The sequence below is a fragment of the Phyllobacterium sp. LjRoot231 genome, assembly GCF_964253365.1.
Taxonomy (GTDB): domain Bacteria; phylum Pseudomonadota; class Alphaproteobacteria; order Rhizobiales; family Rhizobiaceae; genus Phyllobacterium.
In genome coordinates, this window is record NZ_CAXUQT020000001.1 from 3,105,436 (window position 1) to 3,127,343 (window position 21,908).

Annotated in this window: 20 protein-coding genes; 12 read left to right on the forward strand and 8 right to left on the reverse strand. The window is 56.2% G+C overall.

Features of this window, described 5'->3' with window-relative positions; translation table 11 throughout:
- Positions 1 to 26: 26 nt before the first annotated feature.
- Entirely contained in the window at positions 27 to 1,319 is a 1,293-nt protein-coding gene (gene gltA, locus ACSQ3H_RS15310; RefSeq protein WP_436117838.1) for a citrate synthase, read from the reverse strand.
- 145 nt (positions 1,320 to 1,464) lie between these two features.
- Positions 1,465 to 2,892: a glutamate--tRNA ligase gene (gene gltX, locus ACSQ3H_RS15315; protein WP_436117839.1), complete on the reverse strand. Its 1,428-nt coding sequence runs from the start codon at positions 2,890 to 2,892 to the stop codon at positions 1,465 to 1,467.
- Between the two features lie 113 nt (positions 2,893 to 3,005).
- Here gltX and ACSQ3H_RS15320 point away from each other — a divergent pair, with 113 nt between their 5' ends.
- Positions 3,006 to 5,480: a ComEC/Rec2 family competence protein gene (locus ACSQ3H_RS15320; RefSeq protein ID WP_436117840.1), complete on the forward strand. Its 2,475-nt coding sequence runs from the start codon at positions 3,006 to 3,008 to the stop codon at positions 5,478 to 5,480.
- Here the strand turns inward: ACSQ3H_RS15320 and lexA are convergent.
- Positions 5,477 to 6,193 carry a transcriptional repressor LexA gene (gene lexA, locus ACSQ3H_RS15325; RefSeq protein WP_436117841.1) on the reverse strand — a complete coding sequence of 239 codons (717 nt, stop codon included), beginning with the start codon at positions 6,191 to 6,193 and terminating at the stop codon, positions 5,477 to 5,479. The two genes, ACSQ3H_RS15320 and lexA, sit on opposite strands and share 4 nt — an antisense overlap.
- Positions 6,194 to 6,351: 158 nt before the next feature.
- On the opposite strand from lexA, the gene ACSQ3H_RS15330 reads away from it, so the two are divergent.
- The 3 genes from ACSQ3H_RS15330 to ACSQ3H_RS15340 are packed head-to-tail and all read left to right on the forward strand — an operon-like array spanning position 6,352 to position 8,578.
- Positions 6,352 to 6,702, forward strand: coding sequence for a TOBE domain-containing protein (locus ACSQ3H_RS15330; RefSeq protein WP_436117842.1), 351 nt, complete (start codon positions 6,352 to 6,354; stop codon positions 6,700 to 6,702).
- Between the two features lie 38 nt (positions 6,703 to 6,740).
- Positions 6,741 to 7,523 (forward strand): ThuA domain-containing protein, encoded by a 783-nt coding sequence (locus ACSQ3H_RS15335; protein WP_436117843.1) that lies wholly within the window; start codon positions 6,741 to 6,743, stop codon positions 7,521 to 7,523.
- A complete protein-coding gene (locus ACSQ3H_RS15340; protein WP_436117844.1) occupies positions 7,523 to 8,578 on the forward strand; it encodes a Gfo/Idh/MocA family protein in 1,056 nt (351 codons plus the stop codon). Before ACSQ3H_RS15335 ends, ACSQ3H_RS15340 begins: the two co-directional genes overlap by 1 nt.
- On the opposite strand, the gene ACSQ3H_RS15345 is transcribed toward ACSQ3H_RS15340, so the two are convergent.
- Genes ACSQ3H_RS15345 through ACSQ3H_RS15365 form a run of 5 tightly spaced genes read right to left on the reverse strand, consistent with a single transcriptional unit; the run spans position 8,570 to position 14,013 of the window.
- Positions 8,570 to 9,778 (reverse strand): molybdopterin molybdotransferase MoeA, encoded by a 1,209-nt coding sequence (locus ACSQ3H_RS15345; protein WP_436117845.1) that lies wholly within the window; start codon positions 9,776 to 9,778, stop codon positions 8,570 to 8,572. The two genes, ACSQ3H_RS15340 and ACSQ3H_RS15345, sit on opposite strands and share 9 nt — an antisense overlap.
- A gap of 1 nt (position 9,779) precedes the next feature.
- Positions 9,780 to 10,274, reverse strand: a complete 495-nt coding sequence (moaC, locus tag ACSQ3H_RS15350) for a cyclic pyranopterin monophosphate synthase MoaC (RefSeq protein ID WP_436117846.1) — start codon at positions 10,272 to 10,274, stop codon at positions 9,780 to 9,782.
- On the reverse strand, positions 10,271 to 11,089 hold the full coding sequence (gene trpC, locus ACSQ3H_RS15355; protein ID WP_436117847.1) for an indole-3-glycerol phosphate synthase TrpC: 819 nt from the start codon (positions 11,087 to 11,089) through the stop codon (positions 10,271 to 10,273). The genes moaC and trpC overlap by 4 nt, the downstream gene beginning before the upstream one ends.
- 2 nt (positions 11,090 to 11,091) lie before the next feature.
- On the reverse strand, positions 11,092 to 12,111 hold the full coding sequence (gene trpD, locus ACSQ3H_RS15360) for an anthranilate phosphoribosyltransferase (protein WP_436117848.1): 1,020 nt from the start codon (positions 12,109 to 12,111) through the stop codon (positions 11,092 to 11,094).
- A 12-nt stretch (positions 12,112 to 12,123) separates the two neighbouring features.
- A complete protein-coding gene (locus ACSQ3H_RS15365; protein WP_436117849.1) occupies positions 12,124 to 14,013 on the reverse strand; it encodes a peptidyl-prolyl cis-trans isomerase in 1,890 nt (629 codons plus the stop codon).
- A gap of 152 nt (positions 14,014 to 14,165) precedes the next feature.
- On the opposite strand from ACSQ3H_RS15365, the gene tpiA reads away from it, so the two are divergent.
- The 8 genes from tpiA (at position 14,166) to ACSQ3H_RS15405 (ending at position 21,870) form a co-directional block, all read left to right on the forward strand.
- Positions 14,166 to 14,930: a triose-phosphate isomerase gene (gene tpiA / locus ACSQ3H_RS15370; RefSeq protein ID WP_436117850.1), complete on the forward strand. Its 765-nt coding sequence runs from the start codon at positions 14,166 to 14,168 to the stop codon at positions 14,928 to 14,930.
- 113 nt (positions 14,931 to 15,043) lie between these two features.
- Positions 15,044 to 15,550 (forward strand): preprotein translocase subunit SecG, encoded by a 507-nt coding sequence (gene secG / locus ACSQ3H_RS15375; RefSeq protein ID WP_436117851.1) that lies wholly within the window; start codon positions 15,044 to 15,046, stop codon positions 15,548 to 15,550.
- Positions 15,551 to 15,760: 210 nt separating this feature from the next.
- On the forward strand, positions 15,761 to 16,435 hold the full coding sequence (locus tag ACSQ3H_RS15380; RefSeq protein WP_436117852.1) for a L,D-transpeptidase: 675 nt from the start codon (positions 15,761 to 15,763) through the stop codon (positions 16,433 to 16,435).
- Between the two features lie 145 nt (positions 16,436 to 16,580).
- Complete coding sequence (locus tag ACSQ3H_RS15385) at positions 16,581 to 18,209, forward strand: CTP synthase (protein ID WP_436117853.1); 1,629 nt, start codon at positions 16,581 to 16,583, stop codon at positions 18,207 to 18,209.
- Positions 18,210 to 18,233: 24 nt separating this feature from the next.
- Positions 18,234 to 19,130 carry a VOC family protein gene (locus tag ACSQ3H_RS15390; protein WP_436117854.1) on the forward strand — a complete coding sequence of 299 codons (897 nt, stop codon included), beginning with the start codon at positions 18,234 to 18,236 and terminating at the stop codon, positions 19,128 to 19,130.
- Positions 19,127 to 19,960, forward strand: coding sequence for a 3-deoxy-8-phosphooctulonate synthase (gene kdsA / locus ACSQ3H_RS15395; protein WP_436119463.1), 834 nt, complete (start codon positions 19,127 to 19,129; stop codon positions 19,958 to 19,960). The genes ACSQ3H_RS15390 and kdsA overlap by 4 nt, the downstream gene beginning before the upstream one ends.
- A gap of 144 nt (positions 19,961 to 20,104) precedes the next feature.
- Complete coding sequence (gene eno, locus ACSQ3H_RS15400) at positions 20,105 to 21,382, forward strand: phosphopyruvate hydratase (protein ID WP_436117855.1); 1,278 nt, start codon at positions 20,105 to 20,107, stop codon at positions 21,380 to 21,382.
- A gap of 155 nt (positions 21,383 to 21,537) precedes the next feature.
- Positions 21,538 to 21,870, forward strand: coding sequence for an FtsB family cell division protein (locus tag ACSQ3H_RS15405; protein WP_436117856.1), 333 nt, complete (start codon positions 21,538 to 21,540; stop codon positions 21,868 to 21,870).
- The last annotated feature ends 38 nt before the right edge of the window (positions 21,871 to 21,908 follow it).

Consider the following 21,908-nt stretch of genomic DNA (forward strand, 5'->3'; position numbering starts at 1 on the left):
CGCCTTTTTCGTCATAGGATCAATGACTATTTGCGGTCTTCGACGCTCACATAATCGCGCGGCGTCGCACCTGTATAAAGCTGGCGTGGGCGGCCGATCTTCTGGTGCGGATCTTCGATCATCTCTTTCCACTGGGCGATCCAACCGACGGTGCGCGCGACGGCAAACAGCACGGTGAACATGGTGGTGGGGAAGCCGAGCGCCTTCAATGTGATGCCGGAATAGAAATCGACGTTCGGGTAAAGCTTCTTTTCGATGAAATATTCATCGGTTAGCGCGATACGTTCGAGTTCCATCGCAACGTCGAGCAGCGGATCATCCTTGATGCCGAGTTCGGCGAGAACTTCACGTGTTGTCTGCTGCATGATTTTGGCGCGCGGATCGTAGTTCTTGTAGACGCGATGACCAAAGCCCATCAGGCGGAACGGATCGTTCTTGTCCTTGGCGCGATTGATATACTCGGGAATGCGATCGACAGTGCCGATTTCACCGAGCATCTGCAGCGCTGCTTCATTGGCACCGCCGTGAGCAGGACCCCAGAGGCAGGCAATGCCAGCGGCGATACAAGCGAATGGATTAGCGCCCGACGAACCGGCAAGACGAACTGTTGACGTGGACGCGTTCTGCTCGTGATCCGCGTGCAGGATGAATATGCGATCCATGGCGCGTGCAAGAACCGGATTTGGCACGTACTCCTCACATGGAACAGCAAAGCACATGTGCAGGAAGTTCGTTGCGAAATCGAGGTTGTTCTTCGGATAAACGAAGGGCTGGCCAATATGGTATTTGTATGCCATCGCGGCGAGGGTCGGAATTTTCGCGATCATGCGGATCGAAGCGACCATGCGCTGATGCGGATCGGAAATGTCTGTCGAGTCGTGATAGAACGCCGACAAGGCGCCGACACAGCCGACCATGACGGCCATCGGGTGCGCATCGCGGCGGAAACCGCTGAAAAAGCGCGACATTTGTTCGTGCACCATGGTGTGGCGCGTTACGCGGAAGTCAAAGTCCGCCTTCTGGCTCTTTGTCGGCAATTCGCCGTAGAGCAAAAGATAGCAAGCTTCGAGAAAATCGCCGTGTTCGGCCAGTTGTTCGATCGGGTAACCGCGATGCAGCAAGATCCCCTCATCGCCGTCGATGTAGGTAATCTGCGACTCGCAGGATGCTGTGGAAGTGAATCCGGGATCATAGGTGAAGGCACCGGTATTCTTGTATAATGTCCCAATGTCCACGACATCCGGCCCAATGGTCCCCTTTTTAATGGGTAACGAGAATTCGTGACCATTCAGGTCGATGTTGACGCTGTTTTCAGACATTGCCGTTCCTTTCTTGCTTTAACTTGCGCTGATCCAGCGCAAAAGCACCTACCTCGCTCGAGGCCATAATCTTTATCTTGTCAGGCACGACACCGTACTCGAACGGTACGATGTTGCAATGCAAAAATTCGCTCAAATTTGCGTGCTATTGCCCTTTTACCTGATCCTCTATGCGGCCCAGGGATTCTTCTCTTCCCAATACCGCCAATACATCGAAAACACCCGGAGACGTTGCTCTTCCGGTCAAAGCAGCACGCAAAGGTTGCGCAATTTTCCCGAGCTTCAGACCCGCTTTTTCGGCGTGAACCCGCACCGCAGCATCAAGCGTTTCAGCGCGCCAATCAGTAACCGCTGATAGTTCCGGAAGTACGCCCGAAAGAATGCTCCGGCCTTCCTCGTTGAGCAAGCCGGAAGCTTTTTCATCCAGCTGGAGCGGCCGCTGTTCAAAGAGATATTTTGCGCTGTCGGCGAGTTCGACAAGTGTCTTTGCGCGCTCCTTCAAACCCGGCATCGCTGCAAGCAACTGCTTTTTCGTCTGGTCGTTCAGCCGCGACAGAATCTCCGTACCACCTTCAATTTCCGGCAGAATATCGATCATGGCCTTGACCAAATCAGCATCGTCGGAAATTCGCATGTAATGCCCGTTGATCGCCTCGAGTTTCTGGAAATCGAAACGCGATGCACCTCGGTTGATATCCGAGATTTCAAACCACTGGATCATCTGCTCATCGGACATGATTTCGTCGTCGCCATGGCTCCAGCCGAGGCGAACCAGATAATTGCGGAGCGCTGCAGGCAGATAGCCCATGGCACGATAGGCCTCCACACCAAGCGCACCATGCCGCTTCGACAATTTAGCACCATCTGCGCCGTGAATGAGCGGTATGTGACCCATGACCGGTACATCCCAGCCCATCGCATTATAGATCACTGTCTGGCGCGCCGCATTGGTCAAATGATCGTCGCCACGGATAATATGGGTAACACCCATATCGTGATCGTCGACCACCACGGCGTGCATATAGGTCGGATTGCCGTCGGAGCGCAGAATGATGAAATCATCGAGATCCTTGTTGGGGAAACGGACATCGCCCTGAACCTGGTCGCGAACGAGTGTTTCACCTTCCTGCGGAGCCTTGATGCGGATGACCGGCTTGACACCTGCCGGTGCTTCCTTGGGATCACGATCTCGCCAGCGGCCATCGTAACGTGGTGGACGGCCTTCTGCGCGGGCTTTCTCGCGCATCTCTTCAAGCTCTGCCTGAGAGGCATAACAATAGTAGGCTTTGCCCTTGGCAACGAGCTCTTCCGCAACTTCGCGGTGGCGCGGCGCGCGCTCATATTGCGATACGGCATCGCCATCCCAATCGAGACCCAGCCACGTCAAACCGTCGAGAATGGCAGTGACGGCTGCTTCCGACGAGCGTTCGCGGTCAGAGTCCTCGATGCGCAGCAGCATCTTGCCGCCCGTATGCTTTGCATAAAGCCAGTTGAACAAAGCCGTACGGGCGCCGCCGATATGCAGATAACCGGTTGGGGAAGGTGCGAAACGGGTAACGACAGAAGATGACATAAGGTCTCCAGGAGGTGCCCGGCGTATTAGCCGAACGTCCAATCGAATTGATCTGGCGTTCATGTAGCATAGCACCGCTGCTGTGCAAGGGCATTGGCAGAACCGGAAAGCAAATGGAAGGTCCTGCCACCAGAACAAGAACCAGCGAACAGCTGTTTTTTCTCCGTCCCGACAGCGGCGGCCATGAAATTGCGACTCAAACGCAGGCTGGCAATTTAGTCATCGGGAAGGAAAGCTGGCCTGCCAGGTTACAGGGACTTGGCAATTCTGCACGAGCTCAACTTCAATCAGCACTGCTCGCAATCCCTACGGCATTCAACTGCGAAATCGATCGCGGCACGCTGTTTCTGTTCTTACCTGTCTTCTCTGGAATCGGCGCGATTTTCTATTTCAATGCGGCTGTTGAACCGAGGCTCGGCGCCGTCCTTTCGGGGCTGACACTTCTCATCGGCTGCCATGCCTTGGCCCACGCGCGACCCATGATCCGGCTTGTTCTTTTACTCGCAACCGCACTTGTGGCGGGCATGCTTTTCGGCAAAGTCGAAACGATGCGGGCCGGGACCCGAATGCTCGGATCGGAAGTCACGACGCGGATGACTGGTCGTGTCACGGCCATGTCGAGAGATGCCAAGGGTGGATGGCGTCTCACCATGGATGTGATCTCGACGGCACGCCCGGCGCTGCAATACGGACCGGATCGTATCACCGTTTCAGCCAGATCAGTTCCTCGCGACCTGAGGGTTGGCGACGGTCTCGCCGGCCTCGTCCATCTGCGGCCGCAATCAGGCCCAGTGCGTCCGGGCAATTACGATTTCGCCTTCTACAACTACTACCGGGGCGTCGGCGCCAGCGGATTTTTGCTGGGAAAGCTTGAAACAGTGCCTGTGGCTTTGGACACAGGGCCAGTTGCGACGACATTGATGGCGATCGCAAATATCAGGCAACAACTCACCCAGCGCATCCTGCGCAACATTAGAGGCGAACCGGGTGACATCGCTGCGTCGCTGATCACAGGGCAGCGCGATGGCATCAGCGATGACACCAACAACGCTTTTCGCTTGAGTGGACTTTCGCATATCCTGTCGATCTCCGGTTTTCACATGGCACTGGTAGCCGCAACGATCATCGGTTCGCTACGCGCGATCATGGCGTTCTTTCCCGGATTTTCGGCGCGGTTTCCGGTGAAGAAATTCTCGGCGGTGATCGCCCTCATGGGTTCCGCATTCTATTTGTTGCTTTCAGGCTCCGATGTTGCTGCCCAGCGCAGTTTTGTAACGCTCGCGGTCATGCTTTTAGCCATGACCGTCGACCGGGCGGCGATATCGATGCGCAACCTCGCCATTGCAGCGTTGATTACCATTGCCATCTCGCCGCACGAAATTCTCGGACCGAGCTTTCAGATGTCGTACTCGGCAACCGCCGCTTTGATCGCATTTTATAGCTGGTGGTCGCATCGGCAGGGCAGGCGCGCCTTCCGGAGAGGTGTGTCCAATCATTTGCTTCTGGCTCTACCGCTGAAGGCCATCAACCATATCGGTGCGATTGCCATGACATCAGTGGTTGCCGGGACCGCAAGCTCAATATTTGCGGCCTATCATTTCAACAATACCGCGCCCTTCGGGCTTGTCGGCAATGCTCTCGCGCTTCCGGTCATTTCAGTGTTTGTCATGCCGTTTGCAGTGCTCGGTTTGCTGGCCATGCCATTCGATCTGGATTGGCTACCCTTTACGGTCATGGGACAGGGGATCGAGATCGTCATCGCTATTGCAAAAATGGTCGCTTCGCGCTCTCCAAGCGGCAATCTTGGCCTGATGCCACAGGGCACGTTGGTCCTTATGAGCGTTGGTCTTATCTTGCTCCTGTTTCTTTCAACGCGTCTGCGCCTCTGTAGTATACCCGTCCTCGCAACCGCAGCGTTGTTCATGCTCCGAGCGCAAGAGCCCGGCATTATCGTTTCGGAGGATGGAAAACTGGTCGCATTGCGCACGGGTGACAGAGATCTCGCAATCAATCGCACGGCCGGCAGTGCATTCAGTTTAAACAATTGGCAGCAGGGCTATGGGATAAACGAGGTGGTAAAGCCGCTGAAGGCTGGTGCGCTTTCCAAAGAAACGCAGTTTGAATGTGTTGAAAAACTTTGTACCGCACGAGAGCCGGGCGGATTGATAATCGCCTATACGGACGATCGCAAGCAGACCGTATTGGCTTGTGGGGAAGGGGACATTGTCATCCTGGCCTTTGCCGGCGCACCGACAATCTGCGGGGACAAGAACACACTGGTGCTCACCAAGCGTGATTTGGCATTGCATGGAACTGCGGAAATAACTTTAAAACCGCCCGAACCGCTACCCCCGACAATCGCCAGGAATAAATCACCAGAAGTGGTCCTTGCCGAAGCAAACGATTCCCGCCTTCGACGACTCCGGTCTGCCAGCATCAACTACGCCGTTGGGCCGCCGGACCGGCCTTGGAACACCTATCGGACCTACTCCCGCGCCGCCCGCAATATCGAGGACTACAAATCCCGTAAACGTGTGAACGCTGATAGCGATGAGGCGGCAGCCTGTGAAAAATCGGCTGACTGCTAGTATCGTCGTATAAGACCGACCAGCTTTCCCTGCACCTGAACGCGATCCGGACCAAAAATGCGTGTCTCGTAGGCCGGGTTCGCCGCTTCGAGGGCAATCGATGCTCCTTTACGACGAAAGCGCTTGAGCGTTGCCTCCTCATCATCAACCAGCGCAACAACGATCTCGCCGGGATTAGCGGTATCGCCGCGCTTGATCACGACGGTATCGCCATCGAAAATCCCGGCCTCGATCATCGAATCGCCTTTGACTTCGAGCGCGTAGTGTTCGCCGCTACCAATCATGTCCGGGGGCAGGCCGATCATGTGGGTCTGGTTCTGAATTGCGGAAATTGGCACACCAGCGGCGATGCGGCCCATGACCGGGATATTGATCACGGTTGAACCATTCGAGTCGTCGGATTGGCGTGTTTGTCGCGGCGGAGCGACATTCCGGCCAAGACTTCCTTCAATGACACTCGGAGAGAATTTTCGTTGGGCGTTGAGGCCGGGAGCGATCGAGTCGGGCAGGCGCAGAACTTCCAGCGCTCGTGCACGGTTTGCAAGCCGGCGAATGAAGCCGCGCTCTTCGAGCGCAGTGATCAGCCGGTGGATGCCGGATTTCGATGCAAGATCCAATGCATCCTTCATCTCGTCGAATGAAGGCGGTATGCCCGTTTCCTTCAGACGCTCGTGGATGAAGAGCAGGAGTTCATGTTGTTTACGCGTGAGCATCGGCGATCCTTTGCGTGGAATCGGAAAAACAAAACCAGAACAAACACTATCTGTTCCAGTTGTGTTCTACAAGGATTAATATGTGGTGTATGCGAGCCGAGAAACGCACTTGACCGTTATTTAGCCGGAATAACCGGCGGGCCGCTGGATTGGCGCCATTGGAGCTTTATGAAAAGCCGGAATCGATCTTTGTCGCCGGTTTCATAGGCTCGCCCAAGATGAATTTCCTGACCGCGGAATTCGCAGGCGCTTACAAGACCGATATATTGGGTGTGCGTCCGGAACACTTGGAAATCAAGGACAAGGACGGTCTGTGGAAGGGCAAACTTCTGTTAGCGGAAAACCTTGGATCTGAGAGCTTCCTCTATATCGATATCGGTGCAAAGGAACCCTTGGTCGTGCGGCAGGATGGCTCGGCCCATCAACAACCTGGGGAACTGCTTTGCGTTACGCCCGTTAACAACAACATCCACCGTTTTGACCAATCGGGCCGCCCGGCGGCAAATTGACAAAATCTCCGCATCAAACATGAGACAAGGAAAGTCCAATGGCAATTCGCACGCTTATCTGGGGCGAGAACGTCCATGAACAGATCAATAAAACCGTTGCCGACATCTATCCGGAAGGCATGCACAACCAGATCGCCAAGCTTTTGAGGAGCGATACCAACCTCAGCATCAAAACCACCACTCTGCAGGAGTCGGAACACGGCCTGACGGACAAGGTGCTGGAGGAGACCGATGTGCTTGTCTGGTGGGGGCACCGCGCGCATGGCGATGTTGCCGACGAGATAGTCGAGCGCGTCGCCAAGCGGGTATGGGAAGGCATGGGACTGATCGTCCTGCATTCGGGGCACTTTTCGAAGATTTTCAAAAGATTGATGGGGTCACCCTGCGCTTTGAACTGGCGGGAGGCGGGTGAGCGGGAACGCCTCTGGGTCGTCAATCCCGGCCATCCCATCGCTAAGGGTTTGCCCGCATTTTTCGAGCTGGAAAATGAGGAAATGTACGGCGAACCGTTCTCGGTACCCGAACCGCTGGAGACTGTTTTCGTATCATGGTTCCAGGGCGGCGAGGTGTTTCGCTCAGGGCTTACCTATCGAAAAGGTGCTGGGAATGTTTTCTACTTCCGCCCGGGACATGAAACCTATCCGACTTATCATGACGAAACGGTGGGACTGGTGCTGCGCAATGCGGTGAACTGGGCGTATAATCCGCTGCGTTTTCCGGCTATCACGGAGGCGCCGAATGTGCCGGTTGAGAAAGCTTTGGAGCCGATCACGGCACGCGGCGGCAGTTTGCACGAGTCCGGCGAGGAAGGTTTTCGTTGATGCGTCTATTAATCCTGGGGACTGGCCATATGGCGAGCGCCCACGCCAGAAACTTTATCGATATTGAAGGTGTCACATTCGCCGGTGCGGTTGACGTCGACAAGGGCAGGGCGGAGGCGTTTCGAGATAAATACTCTTTCGAGCGGGCGTTTACGTCACTTGAAGATGCGCTCGCCTGGGGTGAGTTTGACGCTGTCGCCAATGTAACACCCGACAGCGCCCATCATTCCACAACAATGAAGTGTCTTGCCGCCGGCAAGCATGTCTTTTGCGAAAAGCCACTGGCGACGAACTTTCACGATGCCATGGAAATGGCCGAAACCGCCGAAAAGGCCAATCTGGTCGGCATGGTCAACCTGACTTATCGCAACGTAGCACAGTTGCAAACTGCCCGCCGGATGGTGACAAGCGGGCAGATTGGCAAGATCAGGCATGTCGAGGCGTCTTACCTGCAAAGCTGGCTGGTATCAAAAGTCTGGGGCGATTGGCGCACGGAAAGCCAATGGCTGTGGCGCTTGTCGAAACAGCACGGATCCAACGGAACCCTCGGCGATGTCGGCGTCCATATTCTCGATTTTGTCGTCTATGCCACCGACACGGAAATCGACGAGGTTTTCTGCCGTCTGAAAGCTTTTGACAAAGCAGACGGCAACAGGATCGGCGAGTATCAACTCGATGCGAACGACAGTTTCACCATGACGGTGAGCTTCACCAACGGTGCCTTGGGCGTTGTACATTCAAGCCGCTGGGCCACCGGGCATGTGAATGAACTGCGTTTGCGTGTCTATGGTGACAAGGGCTCGTTCGAGATCCAGCATCGCCATGATGGATCGAAGCTTTTCGTTTGTCTTGGCGACGATATCGAGACGGCGACCTGGAAGGAAATCGATGTCGAGCCGGTGCCGACCAATTACCAGCGCTTTGTCGAAGCCGTGGGGCAGGGCCGGACGCTGGAGCCGTCATTCCGTCACGCGGCCAAATTGCAGAAGGCAATCGACCTCGCCACCGTCACAGAGGTCGACCGCAAGGAGCACCGGCTGGAAGGGTCAGCGTAGCATCATAACGCTGCATGCCGCTCCCGCCTTGATGGCGGGCGCATGCGGTTCACGGACGATCAGGCCGTTGGCATCCGCCAGAAACTTCAGCATGGACGAGTCCTGCACAGCGAACGGGGTCGCAATCAGTTGTCCGTCCGCGCCTTTGGTAATGCGGGCGCGGATATAATCCTGACGCTGGTCATTGGTGCCCATGTCGGTTCCAAGGACTGCCGATCGCAGATCCGGCGCATGGGGCAAGCCCAGCATGGCGTGGATCAGCGGGATCAGAAATATATGCGCGCAAATCAGGCTTGATACCGGATTGCCGGGCAGGCCAAGGATTTTCATGTCCTGCAGGCGGCCAAACATCAACGGCTTGCCCGGACGTAGCGCGATCTTCCAGAAATCGAGTTCCATGCCCTTGGCAGCGAGTGCCGGCTGAACGAGGTCATGATCGCCGACCGAAGCACCGCCAAGCGTAACCAGAATATCGGCTTTGGCCGCCACAGCCTGATCGAGCGCATCGCTCAAGGCTTCGAGCCGATCCTCGGCTATCCCAAGATCAATCGGCACGCCCCCAGCCTGCCGTACGATCTCAGCGAGTCCATAACTGTTGGAAGCGATGATCTGGTCCGGTCGATAACTCTCACCGGGCGTAACCAGTTCGTCGCCAGTCGCGAGAATTGCCACGCGAGGCAGCCGAAACACTTCGAGAGTAGGGTGATCGGCCGCAGCGGCGAGGGCAAGCGCAGCCGGGTCAAGAACCCGTCCCGTCTCCAGCAGCAGATCGCCTTGTTCGAAGTCCAGACCGGCTTTGCGGATATTCCTGCCGAACGTGACGGTTTCGGTGATCTCGACCTGGCGATCTCCCGGAATCGTGTTTTCCTGGATGACAACACTGTCCGCGCCTTCGGGAACCGGTGCGCCCGTAAAAATGCGGACGGCCTCACCCGCATTCATAGTACCGGAAAATGCATGGCCTGCTGCCGACTGACCTATCAGTTTCAACGTGACCGGAACGCTCGCCACGTCAGCAGCTTGTACGGCGTATCCGTCCATAGCGGAGGCTGCAAAGGGGGGCTGCTGCCGTTTGGCATGAAGATCAGCAGCGAGAACACGACCACCGGCGGCGGCAAGCGGAATAGTTTCGGGTTCGACCGTTTGTGCACTGGCGAGAATACGCCTTAGTGCCTCGTCAACCGGAAGAAGTCCTGACATTCTAGTTCTCGCTCGCTATGGCCGACCATTCACCGGATTTGCCGCCGGTCTTCTGCAGAAGACGGATATCCTGGAGGACCATTGCCTTGTCTGCAGCTTTCGCCATGTCGTAAATGGTCAGGCATGCAATAGAAACGGCGGTCAGCGCTTCCATCTCGACACCGGTCTTGCCGGTCAATTTGACCGTTGCGACGACGTGCAGGCCCGGCAGCGCATCATCGGCTTCGATATCAATGGATATCTTGCTCAACAGCAGCGGGTGACAAAGCGGGATAAGATCATGGGTCTTTTTTGCTGCCATGATGCCGGCGATCCGCGCCGTTCCAATCACGTCGCCCTTGGCGGCATTGCCGGATTTGATAAGCGCCAGCGTTTCCGCGCGCATTCTTACCGAGCCTTCAGCAACGGCGACCCGCTCCGTTTCAGCCTTGCCGCCGACATCGACCATGTGGGCAGCACCCGTCTCGTCGAGATGCGTAAGCTTGGGTGTTGTCATGCCGCGTCTGTCTGCTTTTCTGCAGTGCCCTGCAATAGGGTTTTCGTTGCCGTCGCCACATCGTCCTGACGCATGAGGCTTTCGCCGACGAGAAATGTACCGATGTTGGATTTGGCTAGCCTCCGGCAATCGGCATGCGTGAAAACGCCGCTCTCGCTGACCAGGAACTTGCTTGATGGCACCATTTTCGCCAGCCGTTCCGAGACAGCCAGGTCAACGTTGAACGTGCGCAGATCCCGATTATTGATGCCGAGCAAAGGCGAATTCAGTTTCAGCGCGCGCTCGAGTTCCGCCTCGTCATGCACTTCCACAAGTACGTCCATACCGAGGCCAAGGGCTGTCTCTTCCAACGCTCTGGCTACATCGTCGGTGACGCTTGCCATGATGATCAAAATGCAATCGGCGCCCCAACTGCGCGCCTCGTAGACCTGATAGGTGTCGAAGAGGAAATCCTTGCGCAGGGCAGGCAGTTTGGTCGCGGCCCGGGCGGCTTGCAGGAATTCCGGAGCGCCCTGAAACGATGGCGCGTCGGTCAGCACGGAAAGGCACGCGGCTCCGCCGGTCTCATAGGCTTTTGCCAATGCCGGCGGATCGAAATCCGGACGGATCAGGCCCTTCGACGGGCTTGCCTTCTTGATCTCGGCGATAAGTGCGAACTCTCCCGCGGCGCGTTTCTTCTGCAGTGCCGAAAGGAAACCGCGCGGCGAGTCCTGGTCTTTTGTCTGCGCCTTCAGATCATCAAGTGTGACCCAAGTCTTGGCCGCGGCGATTTCCTCGCGCTTATAGGCTTCGATCTTGCGAAGAATATCAACCATGGTCAAAGCGCCTCGCTGTTGGAAACATGAACCAGCTTTTTTAGCACATTTCGCGCAGCACTGCTGTCGATCGAGTGTGCAGCCATTTCGATGCCAATTTTGAGATCGGGCGCTACACCGGCAATTACAAGCCCTGCGCCAGCATTGAACAGGGTGATATCACGGTAAGCGCCGTGCGCCCCATCCAGCACCGAAAGCAGGGAGACGGCGTTTTCATCAGCCGTTCCACCCTTCAAATCCTGTGGATCGACAAGACGCAGGCCATACGATTCAGGATCGATCTCGAAGGTACGAACTTTTCCGTTTTCCAGCGCTGCTACCTTGGTAACGCCGGCTGTGGTGATTTCGTCCAGACCATCGCCATGCACGACCCAAACGGCTTCGGATCCGAGATTTTTCAGGACGTGCGCGATCGGCTCGACCCATTCGGGTGCAAAGACACCGACCAATTGACGTTTGACGCCTGCGGGGTTGGTCAGAGGGCCAAGCAGGTTGAAGATAGTACGGGTGCCAAGCTCGACGCGCGCCGGGCCGACATGCTTCATTGCCGGGTGATGCATCGGCGCGAACATGAAGCCAATCCCGGCCTGTTCGATGCAGGTGGTAATCAGTTCGGGGCCAATTTCGATGTTGATGCCAAGCGCTGCCAGCGTATCGGCCGAGCCGGAACGCGATGACAGGGCGCGATTGCCATGCTTGGCGACGGGAACACCTGCACCGGCGGCAACGAATGCAGCGCAGGTCGAGACGTTGTAGGAACCCGACTGATCGCCACCCGTGCCGACAATGTCGATGGCATTTGAAGGAGCCGTGACCCTCAGCATTTTGGAGCGCATGGCAGAGACAGCGCCGCTGATCTCGTCGATATTTTCGCCGCGGACCCGCAGCGCCATCAGCAGGGCACCGATCTGCGCCGGCGTTGCCTGTCCCGACATCATGATGTCGAAAGCCTCGACGGCTTCCTCTTGCGAGAGCGCCTTGCCTGCAGCCGCTATGCCGATGAAACGCTTTAATTCAGCCATTTTCTGCCTGACCTAACGTGCGAGTGCCCGATTGATGACGGTCTGGTTGATGGAAACTGGATAAACAGTCTGCAATTGCGCCACGAGCTGATCGAGCAGATCGTCGGCAATACGAGAACCGAAGGCATCTCGTTCCACAGTCGTCAGGGTTTCCGGTCCGACATTCGCCGGTTCGATAGACTCGGTGACCTTGAAGATGAGTTTCGAGCCGTCTGACGCCGATTCCGTCACACCGACAAGCCCTTCCGGACCATCGAAGACCGATGCGACGCCGCCTTCACCGAGATCGGCATCCTTGCTCTGACGCGTAATGCCGCGTTTCGTATCCTTGGTGAATTTGAACTCGGCCGCGATATCGTCGAGCGAAGTTCCGGCAGCGACGCGCTTACGCACTTCTTCGGCTTTCTCGTTTAGGCGTTTCTCGGCCTCGGCCGCTTTCCATGCCGCAACAACGCGCGCCTTCACCTCATCGAGCGGGCGCTCGCGTGCAGGCGTTACACTATCAACATCGTACCAGAGATAGCTGTTTGTCCCGAGATTGAATGGCTCATTGTCGAACCCGACATCCGCCTGGAAGATTGCTGCCAGCTGGTTTTCATCAAATGGCAGGTTCGGAATGTCTTTCTCGTCCGGTCCTCGTCCAGTCGAATCGACTGCATCGATCGTCGCTACCTTGAGGTTTTGCTTTGCTGCAGCCTCTGCCATGCTTGCGCCATCAGCCCGCGCGTTCTCATAGGCATCATGCACATCCGCAATCGCGGACGCTGCCTGTGTCAAAGCTATAGTCTCACGAATATCCTTCTCGACTTCGGTGAGAGGCTTGGTGACTTCCGGGTTGATAGCCGATACGCGAACGAGAACCGGCCCAAATGCGCCCTTCACCACGTCGCTGACGCCGTTTGCCTGAAGCGCAAAGATCGCATCGGCAATCGACTGGTCGGGCAGACCGGTTTTTGGAAAAGTTCCGAGACGAACATCGTCCATCGTCTTACCTTCCGACTTGACGATATCGTCGAAGCTGGTTCCGGCAACGATCTTGTCGTGCGCGGCCTTGGCGGCATCGTCATTTGCGAACGTCAACTGTTCGATGGTGCGCATTTCCGGTGTCGAATAGCGCGCAAGGTTCTTATCGTATTCGGCCTTGATCTCTTCGGGGGTCACCAAGGCGGGGTTGGCGATATCCTTTGGCTCAAGCTTGACATAGCTGATCTTGCGGTATTGCGGCGCGCCGTAAACTTCCTTGTTTGCATCGAAATATGTCTTCAAATCCGCATCGCTCGGATCGGCGATATCGCTGACGAAGCTCTTCGGCATGGCGACGTAATCGATTGTGCGTGATTCTCCTTTGTAAAGAGCAACCGCTTTAAGCAGCGTATCCGGCGCCTTGACGCCATCGGCGACGGCTTCGACGATCTGCTGACGCCGTGCGACCTGTGCACGATTGTCGAGATAGTTCTGCGGGCTCATTCCGGCGTTGCGCAACACCATATCAAACTGCGCAGGATTGAAGCGGCCATCGGCGCCCTGGAATGCCGGATCTTCGGCTGCGAGCTGTGCCAGGCGATCCTTTGACAGGCCGAGCGACATGGTGCGCGCCTGTTCGTCGAGAACGACTCCAGCAACCAACTGCCCCTGTACCTGATGACCAATTCCGATAGCATCTGCCTGCTCGCGCGTCAGGCGCTGGCCGAAACGCTGCGACAGTGCGGCAAGTTGACGGTCATAGGCCAAGCGGTAATCGACCGGCGACACTTCGGAATGTCCGGCGCGAATGGCTGCGCTGCCGCCGATGGCGCCAAGGATCGTGTTGGAAACACCCCAACCGGCAAAGCTGATCACGAGAAGGCCCATGAGCACTTTGACCACCCAGGTCTGTGCAACATTGCGGAGAGAGTCGAGCATTAAAAGTCACCGTATCAGTAAAGAGGCTTAATTGAATCCATAGGGGAATAGCGTCATGGAAGGCTTGTGTCGATTGCTTTATCGAGTGAATTTGCTACTCAGACAAGCAAATGCCTCAGAAATTGCCAAAACAATCGCCTAAGGAACGCTCAATGACCCCAGATGTTCGTCCGCTCGTTGCTGGTAACTGGAAAATGAATGGTACCGGGGAGTCGCTTGAGCAACTGCGTATCATCGTCAACCGGCCGAATTCTGCAATTGGCGAGAAAATTGACGCCCTGATTTGCGTGCCAGCAACTCTTGTCTTCCGTGCTGCCCAATCCGTCGATGGTGAAGCCTTGAGTATTGGCGGACAGGATTGTCATGCAAAGAAATCAGGGGCGCATACGGGCGACATTTCGGCGGATATGCTGAAAGATGCCGGTGCATCCCATGTCATTGTCGGACACTCGGAACGCCGGACGGATCACAGCGAAACGGATGAAATGGTCAACGCAAAGGCGAGGGCCGCTTGGGAAGCGGGACTTGTGGCGATCATCTGCATCGGCGAGACAGAAGCGCAGCGCAAGGCAGGTTCTACGCTCGACATAATTGGCAGCCAGCTTGCCGGGTCGATTCCCGATGGCGCCAATGCGCAAAACACAATCATCGCTTACGAGCCCGTATGGGCCATTGGCACCGGTCTGACGCCAACCGCTGCGGATGTACAGGAAGTGCATACGTCGATCCGCTCCGCGTTGAGCAGGCATTTCGGTGTCGATGGCGAGAAGATGCGCATACTCTATGGCGGGTCAGTAAAGCCAGCCAATGCGGTGGAGCTTCTGGGCGTTGAAAATGTCGACGGCGCGCTTGTCGGTGGCGCGAGCTTGAAAGCAGCGGACTTCCTCGCCATTTGTGAGGCATACCATTCCTTGTGAAGGTTGCGAGTAACCGCGTCAGCGGCAAGAAAACTGTCGCCGGACGGGCTTGGTTTATTGGCCGATACGGTGTAAAGAGCCGCGTCCGACCCCTAGAAAGCAGAAAATACCCCATGCAAACCGTCGTCATCGTCATTCATCTTCTGATTGTACTTGCCCTTGTTGGGGTCGTGCTCATGCAGCGCTCCGAAGGCGGCGGTCTTGGAATTGGTGGTGGCTCCGGCTTCATGACGGCTCGCGGCGCTGCAAACGTGCTGACACGGGCAACGGCGATCCTTGCAACGGGTTTCTTCATTACGTCTTTGGCGCTGGGCATCATGGCCCGCTATGGTGAAAACCCGACTGACATTCTCAACCGTATTCCTACGACGACAGGCAGCCAGCCTGCAGGCCAGCAGCCTCCGACAAGCGGCGGCATTCTCAACCAGCTCGGCGGACCGTCATCAAATAATGCAACGCCGCCGGCCTCCAACACGCCAGCCGCCCCGCCGGCTGCAGGTTCCGCAGCGCCCGGCACAACAGCACCGGCTGCGCCCGAATCAACACTGCCTGCGCCAACGGCTCCGGTTACGCCAGCGACGCCCGCGCAGCCGGCAAATCCGGTCCCGAATTCGCAGTAATTCGGACCGCTGATCGTTTCATTGACGGAAGCGCATAAAATGTGTTGCGCTTCCGCAACCCTTTGATGTGAAGAATCAATCTGTGCTATTCTTCACAGCGATTTGCATTGAGGAAAACCCGGTCTTCGGATATCGCGATATCAGATTGGCCTTGGGGCCTCGCAAACGCTGCTGATGGCGTTATGCAATCTATGCGGGAACTTTAAAACTATGCTGTCACGTCGCTCTCTGCTCATCGGAATGTCCGTCCTGGCCTTGTCCAGCCCGGCATCTGCCGAGCCAATTATTAAAAAAATTCTGAATCCCTTCGGTCTTGGCGGAAATGATAAGACCGATGTTCAAGCGGCCGTACAGCCGATCGAAGTGGCTGAAGTCCGCAAGCCGGCACAACCGGTCAAAGCCAAGAACAAATACGGGATCGACCCGAAATACATGCCGCAGGACGTCGAGTTCACAGGCTATAAGCCAGGCACGATCGTGATCGATCCGAAGGCAAAGTTCCTGTACCTCGTCGAGAGCCCATTCACGGCCCGCCGCTACGGCATTGCGGTGGGGAAGGAAGGGCTCGAGTTCAAGGGAACGGCGACCGTCCAGACGAAGCGCGAATGGCCACGCTGGATTCCGACCAAGGAGATGATCGAACGTGAGCCTGCCCACTATGCCAAATATGAAAACGGCATGGATGGCGGCCCAGGCAATCCTCTCGGTGCGCGCGCACTTTACCTGTCGCAGGGTAACAAGGACACGCATATCCGTATTCATGGGACTATCGTGCCGTCGAGCATCGGAAGTTCCGCATCGAACGGCTGTTTCCGCATGGTCAATGATCACGTGATCGATCTTTACAACCGCGTCAGCATTGGCACGGAAGTTATTGTTCTATAAGAACTACTATTGAATTCGTTGGAACGGCCAGACCTTGCGTCTGGCCGTTTCGTTTGAAATGAAAAATGATTGGGACGGGGAAAACGGCTTTCAGGCCGATTTTTTTGTGGCCAAATCACTTGCAAAGGACTAACGAGATAAGCCCATGGCCCGATATGTTTTCATCACTGGCGGCGTGGTTTCTTCCCTCGGAAAAGGCATCGCTGCTGCCGCTTTGGCGGCTCTCCTCCAGGCTCGTGGATACCGCGTGCGGATTCGCAAGCTCGACCCTTATCTCAACGTCGACCCCGGCACGATGTCGCCATATCAGCATGGCGAGGTCTTTGTGACGGACGATGGCGCTGAAACTGACCTCGATCTTGGTCATTACGAGCGCTTCACGGGGCGTCCCGCCAACAAGCAGGACAATATCACCACCGGACGGATTTACCGGAATATCATCGAGAAGGAACGGCGTGGCGACTATCTCGGCGCGACTGTTCAGGTGATCCCGCACGTCACCGACGAGATCAAGAATTTCATTGTCGAAGGCAATGATGATTATGATTTCGTCCTGTGCGAGATCGGCGGTACCGTCGGTGATATTGAAGCGATGCCCTTCCTTGAGGCAATTCGCCAGCTTGGCAATGATCTGCCGCGCGGCACCGCTGTTTATATCCACCTGACCTTGATGCCGTACATTCCGGCTGCGGGCGAACTCAAAACCAAGCCTACCCAGCATTCGGTCAAAGAATTGCGGTCGATTGGCATCGCGCCGGATATCTTATTGATTCGTGCGGATCGCGAGATTCCGGAATCGGAACGGCGCAAGCTTTCGTTGTTCTGTAATGTCCGTGCGTCGGCAGTTATTCAGGCGCTCGATGTCGACACAATCTATGACGTGCCGATGGCCTATCACAAGGAAGGTCTTGATTCCGAAGTGCTTGCCGCTTTTGGCATCGACCCTGCGCCGAAGCCACGCATGGAGCGTTGGGATGAAGTCAGCCAGCGTATTCACAATCCGGAAGGCGAAGTGACGATCGCCATTGTCGGTAAGTATACCGGCCTGAAAGATGCGTATAAGTCGCTGATCGAAGCGCTGCACCATGGTGGCATGGCCAACAAGGTGAAGGTCAATCTCGACTGGATCGAATCGGAAATCTTCGAACAGGAAGACCCGGCGCCTTATCTGCAGAAAGTCCATGGCATTCTTGTGCCCGGCGGCTTTGGCGAACGTGGTTCGGAAGGCAAGATTCTGGCAGCGAAATTCGCGCGTGAGAAGAAGGTGCCCTATTTCGGTATCTGCTTTGGCATGCAGATGGCAGTGATCGAAGCAGCCAGATCGCTGGCGGGCGTCGAAAAGGCGTCCTCGAGCGAATTCGGGCCTACCAGCGAACCGGTCGTCGGCCTGATGACGGAATGGCTCAAGGGCAACATGCTGGAGAAGCGGGCGCAATCGGGCGATCTTGGCGGAACCATGCGGCTTGGCGCCTATGAGGCCTTGCTCAAGTCCGGCACCCGCATTGCCGATATTTACGGATCGACCGATATTTCGGAACGCCACCGCCACCGCTACGAAGTGAACATCGACTACAAAGAACGCCTGGAAGACTGCGGTCTGGTGTTTTCAGGCATGTCGCCAGATGGCGTCCTGCCTGAAACCATCGAATATCCGGATCATCCGTGGTTCATTGGCGTTCAGTACCATCCGGAATTGAAGTCGCGCCCATTCGAACCGCATCCGCTGTTTGCCTCATTCATCAATGCGGCAATGGCGCAGAACCGGCTTGTGTGACAAAAATCGTTGGGGCGATTTGACATGACCATTTCATCTCCTCGCACCCAGCGTCCCATCGATCACCTTGTCCTGCCGACTGCGGACCTGGACGTTGCACGCGCGCGACTGGAGCAGCTGGGCTTCGTCGTCGCGCCAGTCGGCAAGCATCCATTCGGCACGGAAAACTCTTGCGTCTATTTTGGCGATGACAGCTTTCTCGAGTTTCTGGCGGTAGGCCAGCGCGAGACTTGCGAGGAAGAGGCGCGGAACGGCAATGTCTTTGTTGCTCGCGATCAGGCCTACCGGTTCCGCAATGGCAATGAAGGTTTTTCCGCCCTGGTCATGGGCACGCATGATGCGATTGGCGACCACGAGGCCTTTATCAAGGCGGGTATTTCCGCTGGCGATATTCTCAATTTCTCCCGCCCGTTTGTCACTCCGGACGGGAAAGAGGATGTTGCGGGGTTCCGTTTGGCCTTCGCGGCCGATCTGCGCGCGCCGGACGCCTTCTTTTTCACTTGCGAGCGGGTGAACACGCCCAAGGTTGATCGCACGGCACTGCAGGTGCACAAGAACGGCGCGGTGGCGCTGCGTGAAGTCGTCCTGTCTGAAGTCAATCCGACCGATTTCCAATATCCGCTGCAGGAAATCATCAATCAGCGCGACGTCAATGCGCATTCTTTCGGCATGGACCTGCATGCCGCAAATGCCAATGTCACGGTGTTGACGCCGCAGGGGTTGCGCTCGTTCTTCGGTATCGAAGCATCGACAACCGAACGTGGTTTGCGGCTGCAGGCATTTGTGCTGACCGTCCGTAATCTGGCCGCGGTTGAATCTCTGCTCGTCAACAACAATATTCCTTTCGAAAAGCGCGGCTCCCGCCTGATTGTGCACAAGGCACCAGGGCAGGGCGCTGCCATCGCATTTGAGGCTTCCTGATGTCCCTGAATTCCACGGTTTCCGCCGGCAATGTCGCATTTTCCAACACTGGCCAATTGTCGCTGATCGCGGGGCCTTGCCAGATGGAAAGCCGTCAGCACGCATTCGACATGGCTGGGGCATTGAAGGAACTGACTGGAAAGCTTGGTATCGGCCTCGTTTACAAATCGAGTTTCGACAAAGCGAACCGTACCTCATTGACCGGAAAGCGCGGCTTCGGATTGGAGAATTCCCTGCCGGTCTTCGCCGATATCCGCAAAGAGTTCGGACTGCCGACATTGACCGATGTGCATACGGAAGAGCAATGCGCCATCCTTGGCGAAGTGGTCGATGTCCTGCAAATCCCGGCGTTCCTCTGCCGCCAGACTGATCTCCTGATCGCAGCAGCCAAGACCGGGAAGATCGTCAACATCAAGAAGGGGCAGTTTCTCGCGCCATGGGACATGAAGAATGTCGTGGCAAAAGTCACGGAGAGCGGCAATCCGAATGTGATGGTCACCGAGCGCGGCGCGTCCTTCGGCTACAATACGCTCGTATCCGATATGCGTTCGCTGCCCATCATGGCGGGCTTTGGCACGCCTGTGATCTTCGACGCAACGCATTCGGTCCAGCAACCGGGCGGGCAGGGCGGCTCAACGGGCGGACAGCGTGAGTTCGTCGAGACGCTGGCACGAGCTGCGGTTGCTGTCGGCGTTGCGGGTGTGTTCATCGAAACGCATCAGGATCCCGATAACGCGCCTTCCGATGGCCCCAACATGGTACCACTGGACCAGATGCCGCGGCTTCTCGAAAAGCTTCTGGAATTCGACCGGATTGCCAAGGCGGCTTGACCTGAGACAAATGAGAAGGCTGTCTTTGACGGCCTTTTTTCTGTTTTGATCCACAATTCTTCTTTGTGGGGATTTTCCTTGTCATGTTCATTCGCTATTCAGTGGCCAGCCCAAGGCTCAATGCTCATTGAAAGGGAATACCCCATGACTGCTATTGTCGATATTATTGGCCGCGAGATTCTGGACAGCCGCGGGAACCCGACTGTTGAGGTCGATGTCGTTCTCGAAGACGGTTCCATGGGCCGTGCAGCCGTACCCTCCGGTGCCTCGACCGGTGCGCACGAAGCAGTCGAATTGCGCGATGGCGGTGTACGCTATCTCGGCAAGGGCGTCGAAAAGGCTGTCGATGCGGTCAACGGCGAATTGTTCGATGCTATTGGCGGCATGGAAGCGGAAAACCAGATCCACATCGATCAGACGATGATTGACCTCGACGGTACGCCCAACAAAAGCCGCCTTGGCGCTAACGCCATTCTCGGCGTTTCACTTGCGGTGGCAAAAGCCGCAGCCGAAGCATCGGGTTTGCCGCTCTATCGCTATCTCGGCGGTCCGAGCGCCCACGTTCTTCCAGTGCCGATGATGAATATCATCAACGGCGGCGCTCACGCGGATAATCCAATTGATTTCCAGGAATTCATGATCCTGCCAGTCGGCGCATCGACCTTCGCTGAGGCGGTGCGCTATGGTTCGGAAGTATTCCACACGTTGAAGAAACGCTTGAAAGATGCGGGCCACAACACCAATGTCGGCGATGAGGGTGGTTTCGCACCGAACCTGAAGACGGCGCAGCACGCTCTGGATTTCATCATGGAGTCGATCGAGAAGGCCGGTTTCAAGCCGGGTGAAGAAATCGCGCTTGGCCTCGATTGCGCCTCGACCGAATTCTTCAAGGACGGCAATTATGTCTATGAAGGCGAAAAGAAGTCGCGCGATCCAAAGACGCAGGCGAAATATCTTGCCAAGCTCGTCGGCGACTATCCGATCATCACCATTGAAGACGGTATGGCTGAAGACGATTGGGATGGCTGGAAATATTTAACCGAGCTCGTCGGCAACAAGTGCCAACTCGTTGGCGACGATCTGTTCGTCACCAACTCGGCCCGCCTGCGTGATGGCATCAAGATGGGCGTCGCCAATTCTATTCTCGTCAAGGTCAACCAGATCGGCACTCTTTCCGAAACGTTCGACGCTGTCGATACGGCACATCGCGCTGCCTATACCGCTGTGATGTCGCATCGCTCGGGTGAAACGGAAGACACGACGATTGCCGATCTCGCCGTTGCCACCAACTGCGGGCAGATCAAGACCGGCTCGCTTGCGCGTTCAGACCGGGTCGCCAAGTACAACCAGCTCATCCGCATCGAGGAAGAGCTTGGACCGCAGGCAAGCTATGCCGGCCGAGGCATTTTCCGCAGCGCTTGATACCCAGCGTTCCATCGTTGAAATGGCGGGCTCCATGCCCGCCATTTTGCTTTTGCAGAGCGGTTGGTAATCCCCTGTTAAGCAAAACATTGTTTTATGAACCGGGTAAATCGGGCCATCGTGACCTGATTCCGCAGCTATCCGGGCCATCGACAATGTGGACAAAACAGAGACGAAAAACCAAGCGCGGGCGCTTGATCGTTCCACTTCTCTCTACCCTGTTTTTCGCCTATTTCGGTTTTCACGCCTATCATGGCGAGTATGGTCTCTATTCGACCATCAAGCTGCAGGAGCAGACCCAATTGCTTCAGGCGCAACTCGACGCCGTTACCGCAACGCGTTCCGAGCTTGAACGCCAGGTTCAACTTATGCATGATGGTACGATCGAGAAGGATATGCTAGACGAACAGGCCCGCAGGGGGTTGAACGTATCTCGGCCGGACGAAGTCACTATAATGCGTGGCTCCGGTGATTTGGCTATTAACTGAATTCCGGTTAATCATCATTTTTCTCTGTGTTTTGAACA

What these genes read in the sequence shown, in the direction of transcription:
- ACSQ3H_RS15345 (WP_436117845.1), bottom strand. Translation starts at nt 9,778, where the DNA reads ATGTCAGGACTTCTTCCGGTTGACGAGGCACTAAGGCGTATTCTCGCC.
- secG (WP_436117851.1), top strand. Translation starts at nt 15,044, where the DNA reads ATGCAAACCGTCGTCATCGTCATTCATCTTCTGATTGTACTTGCCCTT.
- ACSQ3H_RS15320 (WP_436117840.1), top strand. Translation starts at nt 3,006, where the DNA reads ATGGAAGGTCCTGCCACCAGAACAAGAACCAGCGAACAGCTGTTTTTT.
- ACSQ3H_RS15340 (WP_436117844.1), top strand. Translation starts at nt 7,523, where the DNA reads ATGCGTCTATTAATCCTGGGGACTGGCCATATGGCGAGCGCCCACGCC.
- eno (WP_436117855.1), top strand. Translation starts at nt 20,105, where the DNA reads ATGACTGCTATTGTCGATATTATTGGCCGCGAGATTCTGGACAGCCGC.
- ACSQ3H_RS15390 (WP_436117854.1), top strand. Translation starts at nt 18,234, where the DNA reads ATGACCATTTCATCTCCTCGCACCCAGCGTCCCATCGATCACCTTGTC.
- trpC (WP_436117847.1), bottom strand. Translation starts at nt 11,089, where the DNA reads ATGGTTGATATTCTTCGCAAGATCGAAGCCTATAAGCGCGAGGAAATC.
- gltX (WP_436117839.1), bottom strand. Translation starts at nt 2,892, where the DNA reads ATGTCATCTTCTGTCGTTACCCGTTTCGCACCTTCCCCAACCGGTTAT.
- ACSQ3H_RS15365 (WP_436117849.1), bottom strand. Translation starts at nt 14,013, where the DNA reads ATGCTCGACTCTCTCCGCAATGTTGCACAGACCTGGGTGGTCAAAGTG.
- lexA (WP_436117841.1), bottom strand. Translation starts at nt 6,193, where the DNA reads ATGCTCACGCGTAAACAACATGAACTCCTGCTCTTCATCCACGAGCGT.
- gltA (WP_436117838.1), bottom strand. Translation starts at nt 1,319, where the DNA reads ATGTCTGAAAACAGCGTCAACATCGACCTGAATGGTCACGAATTCTCG.
- tpiA (WP_436117850.1), top strand. Translation starts at nt 14,166, where the DNA reads ATGACCCCAGATGTTCGTCCGCTCGTTGCTGGTAACTGGAAAATGAAT.
- moaC (WP_436117846.1), bottom strand. Translation starts at nt 10,274, where the DNA reads ATGACAACACCCAAGCTTACGCATCTCGACGAGACGGGTGCTGCCCAC.
- ACSQ3H_RS15335 (WP_436117843.1), top strand. Translation starts at nt 6,741, where the DNA reads ATGGCAATTCGCACGCTTATCTGGGGCGAGAACGTCCATGAACAGATC.
- trpD (WP_436117848.1), bottom strand. Translation starts at nt 12,111, where the DNA reads ATGGCTGAATTAAAGCGTTTCATCGGCATAGCGGCTGCAGGCAAGGCG.
- ACSQ3H_RS15385 (WP_436117853.1), top strand. Translation starts at nt 16,581, where the DNA reads ATGGCCCGATATGTTTTCATCACTGGCGGCGTGGTTTCTTCCCTCGGA.
- ACSQ3H_RS15380 (WP_436117852.1), top strand. Translation starts at nt 15,761, where the DNA reads ATGCTGTCACGTCGCTCTCTGCTCATCGGAATGTCCGTCCTGGCCTTG.
- ACSQ3H_RS15405 (WP_436117856.1), top strand. Translation starts at nt 21,538, where the DNA reads ATGTGGACAAAACAGAGACGAAAAACCAAGCGCGGGCGCTTGATCGTT.